The following is a 12,785-nucleotide window of genomic DNA, read 5'->3' on the forward strand; positions in this document are numbered from 1 at the left end:
TTTCTACTCGGCCTCCCCGCGGGCATCGCCGTCACCCACCGTAGCGGAATCGTCGCTCGATGATGGCAAAAAGGCGGCCCGGGTGTGTTCAGGCGTCGCGCAGCATGCAGGTGAGACGCGCGGTGCACACCTTGCGGCCCCGGTCGTCGACGATCTCGATGTCGTAGGTGGCGAGGGTACGGCCGCCGTGCAGCCGGGTGGCCACGCCGGTGACCAGACCGGAGGTGGCCGAGCGGTGGTGGGTGGCGTTGATCTCGATGCCCACCGCGATCCGCTCGCGGCCCGCGTGCATCGCCGCGCCGACCGAGCCCAGGGTCTCGGCCAGCACGCATGAGGCGCCGCCGTGCAGCAGGCCGTACGGCTGGCTGTTGCCTTCGACCGGCATCGTGCCGACCACCCGTTCCGGGGTGGCCTCGGTGATCTCGATGCCCATCCGCTCCACCAGCGTGTTCGCGTGGGCGACGCTCATCTGCTCCTGGAGGGACCGGGTCTCGTCGGGGTCGGTCATGGTCAAGGGGACGTCTCCTGTCAGGTGAGTCAGACGTTCTGTCGTACCAGGAGACTAGGCTTTCGCTGTGCCGAAGAACGAAGCGACCCCCACTCGTCCGTGTCTCCTGCTGCTGGATGGGCATTCACTCGCCTATCGGGCCTTCTACGCCCTGCCGGAGGAGAACTTCTCCACCACCACGGGCCAGACGACCAACGCGGTCTACGGGTTCACCTCGATGCTGGTCAACGTGCTCCGCGACGAGCGGCCGACCCACGTGGCGGTCTGCTTCGACCGTTCCGAGCCGACGTTCCGCCACGAGGAGTACGCCGACTACAAGGCGAACCGGAGTGCGAGTCCGGACAGCTTCCGCAGCCAGATGAGCCTGATCCACGAGGTGCTCGACGCGGTGCGCGTGCCGCACCTGTCGCTGGCCGGATACGAGGCCGACGACCTGATCGCCACCCTCGCCACCCGCGCCGCCGAGCAGGGCATGAACGTGCTGATCGTCACCGGCGACCGCGACGCGCTGCAACTCGTCGACGAGCGGGTGACCGTGCTGATGACCCGTGTCGGCATCAGCAACATGACCCGCTTCACCCCCGAGGCGGTCCTGGAGAAGTACGAGCTGACCCCGGCCCAGTATCCCGACTTCGCGGCCATCCGCGGCGACTCCAGCGACAACCTGAAGAACATCCCCGGTGTCGGGGAGAAGACCGCGGCCAAGTGGATCCGCGAGTTCGGCTCGCTGGAGGAGCTGGTCAACCGGGTGGACGAGGTCAAGGGCAAGGTCGGCGACAAGCTCCGCGACCACCTCGACCAGGTGCTGATGAACCGGCGCCTGACCCAGCTGATCCGCGACGTCCCGCTGGAGCAGGAGATCTCCGGGTTGACGGTCGGCGCGGCCGACCGCGACGAGATCAACAAGATCCTCGACACGCTGGAGTTCCGCGGCGAGATCCGTGACCGGCTGTTCAAGACGATCGGTTCGCCCGAGGCGGAGACCGAGGAGGGCTTCGAGGTCGAGGTCGTCACCCTCGGCCCCGACGAGGTGGACCCGTGGCTGCGCGCGCTGCCCGAGGGCCGCGCCGGCCTGGCCTTCAAGGGCACGTACGGCAGCGGCACCGGCCGCGTCGACAGCATCGCCATCGCGGCGGTCGGAGCCGGGGCCGCGTTCATCGACCCGACCACGCTGACCGAGGCCGACGAGGCGGCCCTGCGCGCGTGGCTGGCCGACGCCGGAAAGCCCAAGGCGGTGCACGACGCCAAGGGCCCGATGCTCGCGCTGTGGGCGCAGGGAATGGAGCTGTGCGGCCTCACCTGTGACACCGCGCTCGCCGCCTACCTGGCGACGCCCGGGCAGCGCTCGTTCCCGCTGGAGGACCTCGTGCGGGTCTATCTGCGGCGCGAGCTGCGCGGTGAGGCCGACAACGGCGGCCAGGCCAGCCTCTTCGACGACCAGGACGAGGACGCCGCCCGCGACCTGGCCCTGCGGGCACTGGCGGTCGGCGAGCTCGCCGACGCGCTGGAGGCGTTCCTGGAGCCGCTGGGCGGCATCCATCTGATGCGCGACGTGGAGCTGCCGCTCGTCACCGTGCTGGCCGAGCTGGAGCGGGCCGGCATCGCCGCCGACAAGGAGTATCTCAGCGGCCTGGAGGCCGAGTTCGGCGCCGCGGTCAAGCAGGCGGTCGAGGCGGCGCACGCCTCCGTGGGCGGTGAGCAGTTCAACCTGGGCTCGCCCAAGCAGCTTCAGGAGATCCTGTTCGTCAAGCTCAACCTGCCCAAGACCAAGAGGACCAAGACGGGCTACACCACCGACGCCGGCGCGCTGGCCTGGCTGGCCGCCCAGACCGAGCACGAACTGCCGACGATCATGCTGCGCCACCGTGACCAGGCCAAGCTGAAGGTCACGGTCGAGGGCCTGATCAAGGAGATCGCCGACGACGGCCGCATCCACACCACGTTCAACCAGATCGTGGCGGCCACCGGCCGGCTCAGCTCGGAGAAGCCCAACCTGCAGAACATCCCGATCCGCACCGCCGAGGGCCGCCGCATCCGGCAGGGCTTCGTGGTCGGCAAGGGCTTCGAGACCCTGCTGACCGCCGACTACAGCCAGATCGAGCTGCGCATCATGGCTCACCTGTCCGGCGACGAGGCGCTGATCGCGTCCTTCGAGTCCGGGCACGACTTCCACAAGGCCACCGCGGCCCGGGTCTTCGACACCGAGCCCGAGCAGGTCACCGGGGAGATGCGGGCCAAGATCAAGGCGATGAACTACGGCCTGGCCTACGGACTGTCCGACTTCGGGCTGTCGGAGCAGCTCAACATCCCCGTCTCCGAGGCCAGAGCGCTCAAGGAGGGGTATTTCGAGGAGTTCGGCGGCGTCCGCGACTTCCTCAACGCGATCGTCGCGCAGGCCAGGAACGACGGCTACACCGAGACGATCATGGGTCGGCGCCGCTACCTGCCCGACCTCAACAGCGACAACCGCCAGCGCCGTGAGATGGCCGAGCGGATGGCGCTCAACGCGCCCATCCAGGGCTCGGCGGCCGACATCATCAAGGTCGCCATGCTCAACGTGCAGGGCGCGCTCAAGGAGGCGGCGCTCGGCTCCCGGATGCTGCTGCAGGTCCATGACGAGCTCGTCTTCGAGGTGGCTCCCGGTGAGTTGGAGACGTTGCGCGAGCTGGTCACGGACCGGATGAACGCCGCCTACGCCCTGCGCGTCCCGCTGGCGGTCTCGGTGGGCGTCGGCCGTACCTGGGAGGACGCCGGGCACTGACGCCGGGCACTGACGCCGGACGCCGACGCGGGGCACTGCCACGGGCCGCTGACACGGGCCACCCAGGCCCGGGCACCGACGACCGCCCCAAGCGCCGGGGGCCGCTGGGAGCCGCTCACCGGCCGGGTGAGGGCCGCCTGCCTGCTCGGTGCCCCGCCGGGGACGGTCACCGACGGCCGCCTTCTCGGTGCCCGCTCAGTGTCCCTCCGGGGGAGGGGCGGGCACTGACGACGCCTCCGAGTGGGCGGCTGACCTCCCCGGGAGGGCTGAACTCCGCCGATTGGTCGGGCCTGTCCGAGTCTGTTCTAGGCTGGTGATCCAGTCGATAAGCTCAACGGGCGCGGGAGTGCTGTGCGGAGTCCAATCCCCCTGACGCAGATCATCATGCTCACCAATGTGGTGGTCGTCGCGGTGGCGGTGGTGGTGCTCCTGGTGCTCCCGGCACCACCCGGTCCGCCGGGCGCGGCCGGGGTCTCCGGGACGGGCCGGGTGTCCAGTCCGCCCCCGCCGTCCGCGACCCCCTCGCCGACACCGGATCTTCCCTCGGCCGAGCTGCCGCCGCCGGTCACCGCCACGCCGGAGTTCGCGCGGCAGGTGAAGGCCAACGAGGCCGGCATGGTCCCGATCCTGATGTACCACCGGATCATCGGCAAGCGGCTGGCGTCGATCGACCGTACGCCCGCCCAGCTGCGCAAGGAGCTGGAAATGCTCGCCAGGGACGGTTACGTACCGGTCACCGCGCGGGAGTTCGCCACCGGGAGGATGGACATCCCCGCGGGCAAGTACCCGGTGGTGCTGACCTTCGACGACGGTCATCCCAGCCACTTCGCGCTGGAGGCGGACGGCACCCCGGCCAGGAACACCGCGGTCGGAATCATCTATCAGGTGGCCAAGAAACACCCAGATTTCCGGCCCGTCGCCACTTTCTGGGTCAACCAGCAGCCTTTCGGCTTGCGGAACGCCAAGGATCAGGCGCGGGCCGTGCAGTGGCTGAACTCACGGGGTTTCGAGGTGGCCAACCACACCTGGGGCCATCCCCACCTGCCGAGCCTGCCCAAGAAGAAGATCGCCGAGCAGCTCGCCCGGGTCGAGCGGCTGCTGAAGCAGCTCGGCGTGCCCCCCTCCGAGACGATGGCGCTGCCGTTCGGCGCGATGCCCCGCAAGAGGTCCACGGTGCAGTCGGGAAGGTGGCAGGGTGTCTCCTACCGGTTCAAGGCCGTCTTCCTGGCCGGTGCCGAGCCGTCGGTCTCGCCGTTCGCCAAGAACTACGACCGGCGATCGGTCCAGCGGATCCAGAGCAATGGTAAAAAAGGCGAGTGCCGGAAATGGTGTTCCCAATACTGGCTGGAGTGGCTGAACAAGCACCCCCGGCAGCGCTACACGGCGGACGGCGACCCCGAGCGCATCTCCGTCCCACGGGCGCTTCGGGGTAGTATCAGGGTTGATCGGAGAGAGATGATCAACGCCTATTAGGCGAGATCGTTATCCTTTCGGCACGCGGGAGCGTAGTGTCGTCGGATTGACCACACCCGTCTGGTCTCATATGCTGATCGCTGCGTTGTGGGCTCGCGCGTGTCTCGGACGGAGTGGGCTCGCGCTCGATCACGCCGATGTGAATTCATTCGGCTGACGGTAAGAAGCCTGCCGCGCGTTCGCCACATCGACATCTGTCCGCGTTCGGAGCAACTCCACACATGACGAGCAGCACTGAGGCCACCTCGAGCACCCCGCAGGTAGCGGTCAACGACATCGGCTCCGAGGAAGAGTTCCTCGCAGCGATCGACCTGACCATCAAGTACTTCAACGACGGCGACATCGTCGAGGGCACCGTCGTCAAGGTCGACCGAGACGAAGTTTTGCTCGACATCGGCTACAAGACCGAGGGCGTCATCCCCTCGCGTGAGCTCTCGATCAAGCACGATGTCGATCCGGCGGATGTCGTCGAGGTTGGCGAGCACGTCGAGGCCCTTGTTCTCCAGAAGGAGGACAAGGAAGGCCGCCTGATCCTGTCCAAGAAGCGCGCTCAGTACGAGCGGGCCTGGGGCACGATCGAGAAGATCAAGGACGAGGACGGCATCGTCACCGGCACCGTCATCGAGGTCGTCAAGGGTGGTCTCATCCTCGACATCGGCCTGCGTGGCTTCCTGCCGGCGTCCCTGGTCGAGATGCGGCGCGTCCGCGACCTCCAGCCTTACGTGGGCCGCGAGCTCGAAGCGAAGATCATCGAGCTCGACAAGAACCGCAACAACGTGGTTCTGTCCCGCCGCGCCTGGCTTGAGCAGACCCAGTCCGAGGTTCGCCAGACGTTCCTCAACACCCTGCAGAAGGGTCAGGTCCGCAAGGGCGTCGTCTCCTCGATCGTCAACTTCGGTGCGTTCGTCGACCTCGGCGGCGTCGACGGTCTGGTTCACGTCTCCGAGCTCTCCTGGAAGCACATCGACCACCCCTCCGAGGTCGTCGAGGTCGGCCAGGAGGTCACCGTCGAGGTGCTCGACGTCGACATGGAGCGCGAGCGCGTCTCCCTGTCGCTCAAGGCGACGCAGGAAGACCCCTGGCAGCAGTTCGCCCGTACCCACCAGATCGGTCAGGTCGTCCCGGGTCGCGTCACCAAGCTGGTGCCGTTCGGTGCGTTCGTCCGCGTCGAGGAGGGCATCGAGGGCCTGGTCCACATCTCCGAGCTGGCCGAGCGCCACGTCGAGATCCCCGAGCAGGTCGTCCAGGTCGGCGACGAGATCTTCGTGAAGATCATCGACATCGACCTGGAGCGTCGCCGGATCTCGCTCTCGCTCAAGCAGGCGAACGAGGGTGCGATCGGCGCCGACGTCGAGTTCGACCCCACGCTGTACGGCATGGCGGCGACCTACGACGAGTCGGGCAACTACATCTACCCCGAGGGCTTCGACTCCGAGACCGGCGAGTGGCTCGAGGGCTTCGACAAGCAGCGCGAGGAGTGGGAGCGGCAGTACGCCGAGGCTCAGACCCGCTTCGAGGCTCACAAGAAGCAGGTCGAGGAGGCCCGCAAGGCCGAGGCCGAGGCGGGCGAGGCTGCCCCCACGTCCTACTCCGGCGAGACCCCGTCCTCGGGTGCCGGCAGCTCCACCAGCGGCTCCTCCGCTCCGGCGTCGGGTGCCCTCGCCTCCGACGAGGCTCTCGCGGCCCTGCGCGAGAAGCTCGCGGGCGGCCAGAGCTGACCTGTGCGGTAGAAGTTCCAACGGAAGGGCCCCGCTCCGGCGGGGCCCTTCCCGCGTTCCCGGCGTCTTTTCGGTACCGCGTGGCTGTTCGAGCCCTTGGACCCGATGCCTCCCCGCCGACGCGGCGTCTTGGGAACCGCCCTCCGTCGTGTCTCCTGGGTATGACCCGGTGTTCCGGGTAGCCCCGGGCGCTCTTCAGGAGGCCGCTACGAACCTTGATCGCCCGCTAGGGTAGGTGCCGTGGTCATGATCGAGTGGGCGGAGCCCGAGGACGTAGGCGAGATCCTGACCGTGCAGCGCGCCGCCCACGTGGGTGAGGCCCAGCTCTACGGCGATCCCTTCATCGCGCCCCTGGTGGAGTCGGTCGACCAGGTCCGCAGCGCGGTCGAGACGGCCATCGTGCTCGTCGCCCGGGACCGGACGCGGATCGTGGGCGCGATCCGGGGTCGGATGTCCGGCACGACCTGCCTGGTCGGCCGCCTGGCGGTCGCCCCGGACAGGCAGGGCGCGGGGATCGGCGGCGAGCTGCTGGCGGCACTGCACGACGAGGCCGCCGCGGCACTCGCCTTCGATCTGTTCACCGGGCACCTGTCGGAGGGCAACCAGCGGCTCTACCGCCGTCACGGCTACCGCGAGACCCGCAGGGAGCGGATGAGCGACCACCTGACGCTGGTGCACATGCGCAGGGAGCCGTAGGGGCCTTCAGAGGCCCTCCGATACGGCGGATGGAAAGGGGTCGCAACCGACACAAAGGGGCGGCAGAAGCCACCTCTGGCGCCGCGAAGGGCGGCTCCGGCCACCCGTCGACGGACTACCAGGGTGCGCGAGACGGGACGTGATGACCCCTCCCGGGCGACAGGGGAGACACCGACCGTCCTGTGTGGCAGCCGGTGAGGCGGGGGAGAGCAGGGGACGTAAGCGGCGAGGCGGCCTTCCGGCGCGGACCGGCGGAAGGATGTGGGGACCACGCCGCCGGTGGGCGATCCGTACCGCGTATGCTGCGGATCATGTTGAAGGTGGGTCTTACCGGCGGTATCGGGTCGGGCAAGAGCGAGGTCTCCCGGCGGCTGTCCTCCCGAGGCGCCGTGGTCATCGACGCCGACAAGATCGCCCGTGAGGTGGTCGAGCCGGGGACCCCGGGCCTGGCGCGCGTGATCGGGGTCTTCGGCACCGAGATCCTGCACGAGGACGGCTCGCTCAACCGGGAGAGACTCGGCTCGATCGTCTTCGCCGACCCGGAGAAGCTGGCCTCGCTCAACGCCATCGTCCACCCGCTGGTCGGTGCGAGGGTCGCCGAGCTGCAGGAGCAGGCGGCCCCCGGCAGCATCGTGATCTACGACGTCCCGTTGCTGGCGGAGAACAGGCTCGCCCCCATGTACGAGGTGGTGATCGTCGTGGACGCCGCCGACGAGGTGCGGGTGGCCCGGCTGGTCGAGCTGCGCGGCATGAGCGAGCAGGACGCCAGGGCCAGGCTCGCCGCCCAGGCGACCCGCGAGGAGCGCCTGGAGATCGCCGACATCGTGGTACCGAACGAGGGGACCCTGGAGGAACTGGAGGCCAGGATGGACGGCCTCTGGAAGGACCTCACCGCCCGCGCCGCCGGCTGACCGAGGTCGGGGCCGATCCCACCCCGCGGTCTCCGGCCTGGTCGGATCCAGGTGATCTGCGTCGCCCGTGCCACCGACCGAGCGCGATCACCCCTCCTGGGCCGGTCCGCCCAGGTGAGGCGTGCGATCATGGCCGATGTGCTGCGACGACTGGGCATCCTGGATTGGATCCGCTTCGGACTATTGGGCCTCGGACTCCTGTTCGTCGCGACCGGTCTGCTTCCCGTACGGGAGGCGTGGAGCGAGATGGAGCGGATCGCGTCGATCCTGCTCTTCCTGGCCGCAGTGGTCGTCCTCGCGGACCTGGTCAAGGAGGCCGGGCTCTTCGACGCGATCGCGACCCGGCTGGCGATGCTGGGACGGGGAGACCACGCCGCGCTGTTCCTGCTCTGCACGGCCTTCGCGTCGCTGGTCACCATCTTTTTGAACCTGGACACCACCGCGGTGCTGCTGACGCCCGTCATGCTCGCCCTGGCGGCCAGGACCGGGATCGCCGCGCTGCCGCTGGCCATGACGACACTCTGGCTGGCCAACACCGCCAGCCTGCTGCTGCCGGTCTCGAACCTGACGAACCTGCTGGTCGTGGGGCGGGTCGGGATGTCCGCCCGCGAGTTCGCCGGAAGGCTCTGGTTCCCCCAGCTCGTCGCGATCGCGATCACCATGATCTTCCTGTGGGTTTTCTTCTGGCGCCGGGGCCGCCGCGGCGCCGACCGCTACGTCCCGCCGATCCCCGAGCCGATCGCGGACCCGGTGCTGTTCCGGACCGCGACCGGGGTGTGCGTACTGTTCATCGCCGCGATCCTGCTGGAACTGCCGATCCAGTTCGCCGCCCTGGCCGGGGCGGCCCTGATGGTCGCCGCCTTCGCCTGGCGCGACCGCGCCAAGCTCACCTTCGCCCTGGTCCCCTGGCAGTTGCTCATCTTCGTGGTGGCCCTGTTCCTGGTGGTGCCCACCCTGAGCCGGCACGGCCTGGCCGCCCTGATGGGTACCCTGATCGGTGCCGACACGGGCGACGGAGCCTACCGGGTGGCGGCCGCCGGCGCGGTGCTGTCCAACCTGATCGACAACCTGCCCGCCTACACCGCGCTGGAGCGGGTCGTTCCCACCGACGATCGGGAACCCCTCCTCGCCCTGCTCATCGGCACCAACGTCGGCCCTGTGATCACTCCGTGGGCCTCCCTGGCCACCCTGCTGTGGTTCGAGTGGTGCCGCCGCAGGGGAGTACGGGTGCCGATGCGAACCTTCATGCTGACCGGGACCGTACTGGTCACGGTGGCCGTCCCGGCCACCGTGGCGGCACTGCTGTTCACCGCCTGAACCGTCCGGGCGACCGACGCCCATTTCGGTTTCACCGGGACACCGACGAGTGGCCCATGTGCTGGTATCGCATTCAGCGGTGCTCACCTCTCCTCCGCCCCCTATAAAGCAGGGAAAAGATCCTCATATGGATCCGGGAGAGGTTTCACCACTTCGGTTTTTGTAAATATCTTGATCTTGTATGGTTTGACACGCTACGTCGGTGTATTACGACGGCCCCGAAGGCGATGTGACTGTATGCACATGTGTTGAAACAGTACGCCAGAATTGCCGTGCTTTTTGAGACGCATCGAAGGAATCCAGAAAGGAAGACATGGAGTTTCGCGTACTCGGACCGGTGGGGATCTGGCGTGACGAGCGGTTCGTATCAATCGTCGGGCAAAAACAGCGGACCCTGTTGGCAGTCCTGGTGCTGAACGCGAACCGCGTGGTCTCACATGATCGGCTGCTGGTCGCACTGTGGGGAAGTGCCGTCCCGGCCTCCGGGCGGCGGCTGCTCCACAACCATCTGTGGTCCCTGCGCCGCCTACTGGGTGATATCGCCGCTCTCGCGAGCTCACCCGCGGGGTACGCGCTACAGCTCCCCGCCGGTTCCTCGGACCTTGACGTCTTCGACACCAAAGTAGAACAGGCTCGGACGGCCTTGTCCGCAGGTGATGCCGCACAGGCGGCGGAGCGGTTCCGCGAGGCCCTGTCGCTCTGGCGTGGTCCTGCGCTCGCCGGTACTCACCCCGAGTTCCAACTGACCGAAGGTCCCGGGCTGGAAGAACGGCGGGTCGTCACTCTCACCGAGCGAATCGACGTCGATCTCGCCCTGGGCGGGAACTCGGAACTCATCGCCGAGCTGAGGCGATTCGTTGCCGAGAATCCACTGCATGAAAAATTCCGCGGCCAGTTGATGCTTGCCCTCTATCGTGAGGGGCGGGCAGCGGAAGCGTTGGAGGAATACCGGATCGTGCATCGGCACTTCCGGAACGAATTGGGGCTGGAGCCGGGGGAGGACCTGGCCAGACTTCATCAGGCGATTCTCTCGGCCGATCCGTCACTCGATCCGGAGCCACGGCGCCTTGAAGTGCCTGTTGCTCCGCGCTCGCTGCCGATTCCCCGCCAGTTGCCCTCCGACATCGCCCGGTTCACCGGTAGGAAGGATAATCTGCGGCAACTGGACCTGATGTTGTCCACAGGCAAAGGCGGTGTCCCGGCCATGGTGATCACCTCCATCGCCGGTACGGCAGGGATCGGGAAGACCGCGCTCGCGACACACTGGGGACACCGGGTGGCCGGACTGTTTCCCGATGGACAGTTGTACGTGAACCTTCGCGGCTATTCGCAGGGGCAGCCCGTAGCGGCGGCACAGGCACTGCATCGCCTCCTGCGCGGACTGGGTGTGGCCGTGGAGGAGATTCCGCAGGAGGTGGATGAACGGGAGACCCTCTATCGGTCACTCCTGGCCGACAGGCGGGTTCTCGTCGTGCTCGACAACGCGGCGAGTCCCGATCAGGTCCGCCCGTTGCTCCCCGGCTCGCCTTCGTGCAAGGTGATCATCACCAGCCGGGATTCCTTACGAGGGCTCTGGGTCACTCACGATGTTCGCGGCATGACTCTCGACGTCCTCTCGGCCGATGAGGCACGGGACCTGCTCGTGGCCATCCTGGGAACCGAGCGGGTCCGCGGAGAAGCCGAGGCCCTGTCCCAACTGGCCCGGCTCTGCGGTCACCTGCCCCTGGCGCTCCGCCTGGCCGCCGCGCACCTCACGGGCCAGCCAAGCCTGTCCGTTGACGACATGGTGGCAAGGCTCCGGGATGAGAACCCACTGGTCGCCCTGGACATCGGAGAGGATCCACACTCCGGGGTCCGCGCCGCTTTCGAGCTCTCCTACCGGGCGTTACCCGAAACCGCTCGGCGGGTCTTTCGGCTGATGGGCTTCCATCCCGGACCCGACATCGGAGTCGACGCCGTTCTGGTCCTGGCAGGTCTGCCTTCCAGCGAGGGGCGAGCGGCGATCGACAGGCTTGTCGCAGCCCACCTGATCCAGCGAGGGGAGGTGGGACGGTTGGCGATGCACGATCTGGTGCGTGTCTACGCGCGCGACCGCAGCGAACTCGACGACCGGACGGTTGACCGGCGTGACGCACTGTCGCGTCTCTTCGACTGGTATTTGTACACGGCTGACGGGGCTATGAACCTCTTCGACCCCGGCCGACTCAGCATGCTGACGGACACTCCATCCGAGTATGGCTTGAAGAAGACGTTCGACCGGCCTGAGGCGGCGACCTCCTGGTTGGACGAGGAATATCTGTCGCTCGTGTCCATGATTTCTTACTGCGCCCTTCAAGGCTGGCATGACCACGCTTGGAAGACGGCGCGAACCCTGTCTCGTTTCTTCTATCTGCGTGATCGTATAGATGATTGGATCACCACTCACAGGATCAGCCTTGTCGCGACCCAGGAGCTCGATGACCTGCATGGCGAAGCTGAGGTTCTGGGCTCCCTGGGGTACGCTTATATTTTTGTTGGAAATTATGACGACTATCTGGAACTCCAGCAGCGAGCCCTGTCTCTGCGGCGTGCGACAGGAGACCGCAGAGGTGAAGCCAAGGCGTTACGGGACATTGGGTACGGTCTTATCCGTACGGGGAGGCCCGGCGAGGCGATTGAAATCTGTGAGCAGTCTCTCGTAATCGAACGAGCGCTCGGTGAACGCCCCGACGGGCAAGGCGCGCTATACCATCTGGCAATAGCGTACCTTCAGGTAGGGCGATTCGAAGAGGCTGCCGAGAGCCTACAGGAGTGCCGTTCTTACGTGCGGAAGGAAGACAGCCGGCATAAAGATGCTTACATTCTCCTGTACCAGGGAGACGCCTACCTGCGGCTCGGTAAGGTCGAGGCGGCTCTGAAATGTCATATGGAAGCCCTGCAGATCGGGCGAGAGATGGAAAATCCTCGCCTTGAAGCCGATGCCATCAATAATCTTGGCAGGGATCACGGGTGGAACGGGTTTCATGCCAAGGCCATTGAGTATCATGAGAGGGCTCTCGTCCAGGTGAGAGAACTGCGTGACCGGGAGCTCGAATGCGAAATTCTCTGTGACCTGAGTCGCGCTTTTCTCGTCAGCGGTGATCCGCTTGAGGCTCTGAAGCACTGTTGGTCCGCTCTGCGGTTGGCCACGGACCTGAGGTATGTCTACTTTCAGGGGCGTGCGCACCAGAGGGTCGCCGAAGCGATGGAGGTTTTAGGCGAAAAAGAGGACCTCAAGATTCATCTAGAGAAAGCCCTCGCCGTTTTCGCTCCGATGGGGGTGCCCGAGGCGGATACTGTCGCCGAACGGTTGGCGACGCTCTGAATAAAATGTTCGGCGGGGAATTCCCGCGCCGTGCGTTCCGGGGAGACGGCGCTCCAAG

The 12,785-nt window shown here is 66.9% G+C and carries 8 protein-coding genes; 7 read left to right on the plus strand and 1 reads right to left on the minus strand.

Annotation, left to right across the window (positions count from 1 at the left end; genetic code table 11):
* Positions 1-88: 88 nt before the first annotated feature.
* The gene (locus AB0K21_RS12745) at positions 89-469 is read right to left on the minus strand and encodes a hotdog fold thioesterase (RefSeq protein WP_343968932.1); all 381 of its coding nucleotides are present in this window, start codon (positions 467-469) and stop codon (positions 89-91) included.
* A 106-nt stretch (positions 470-575) separates the two neighbouring features.
* Here AB0K21_RS12745 and polA point away from each other — a divergent pair, with 106 nt between their 5' ends.
* From polA to AB0K21_RS12780, 7 genes are all read left to right on the plus strand, one after another.
* On the plus strand, positions 576-3,269 hold the full coding sequence (polA, locus tag AB0K21_RS12750; protein WP_343968759.1) for a DNA polymerase I: 2,694 nt from the start codon (positions 576-578) through the stop codon (positions 3,267-3,269).
* A gap of 351 nt (positions 3,270-3,620) precedes the next feature.
* Positions 3,621-4,742, plus strand: coding sequence for a polysaccharide deacetylase family protein (locus tag AB0K21_RS12755; RefSeq protein ID WP_343968761.1), 1,122 nt, complete (start codon positions 3,621-3,623; stop codon positions 4,740-4,742).
* Positions 4,743-4,963: 221 nt separating this feature from the next.
* Positions 4,964-6,460: a 30S ribosomal protein S1 gene (gene rpsA, locus AB0K21_RS12760; protein ID WP_343968763.1), complete on the plus strand. Its 1,497-nt coding sequence runs from the start codon at positions 4,964-4,966 to the stop codon at positions 6,458-6,460.
* A 246-nt stretch (positions 6,461-6,706) separates the two neighbouring features.
* Positions 6,707-7,156, plus strand: a complete 450-nt coding sequence (locus AB0K21_RS12765) for a GNAT family N-acetyltransferase (RefSeq protein ID WP_343968765.1) — start codon at positions 6,707-6,709, stop codon at positions 7,154-7,156.
* A gap of 311 nt (positions 7,157-7,467) precedes the next feature.
* A complete protein-coding gene (gene coaE, locus AB0K21_RS12770) occupies positions 7,468-8,067 on the plus strand; it encodes a dephospho-CoA kinase (RefSeq protein ID WP_343968767.1) in 600 nt (199 codons plus the stop codon).
* 129 nt (positions 8,068-8,196) lie between these two features.
* Positions 8,197-9,384, plus strand: a complete 1,188-nt coding sequence (locus AB0K21_RS12775; protein WP_343968769.1) for an SLC13 family permease — start codon at positions 8,197-8,199, stop codon at positions 9,382-9,384.
* Positions 9,385-9,697: 313 nt separating this feature from the next.
* On the plus strand, positions 9,698-12,727 hold the full coding sequence (locus AB0K21_RS12780) for a BTAD domain-containing putative transcriptional regulator (RefSeq protein WP_364149602.1): 3,030 nt from the start codon (positions 9,698-9,700) through the stop codon (positions 12,725-12,727).
* Positions 12,728-12,785 lie beyond the last annotated feature (58 nt).

This window comes from Streptosporangium sp. NPDC049248, from assembly GCF_040678965.1.
GTDB classification, from domain to species: Bacteria; Actinomycetota; Actinomycetes; order Streptosporangiales; family Streptosporangiaceae; genus Streptosporangium; species Streptosporangium fukuiense.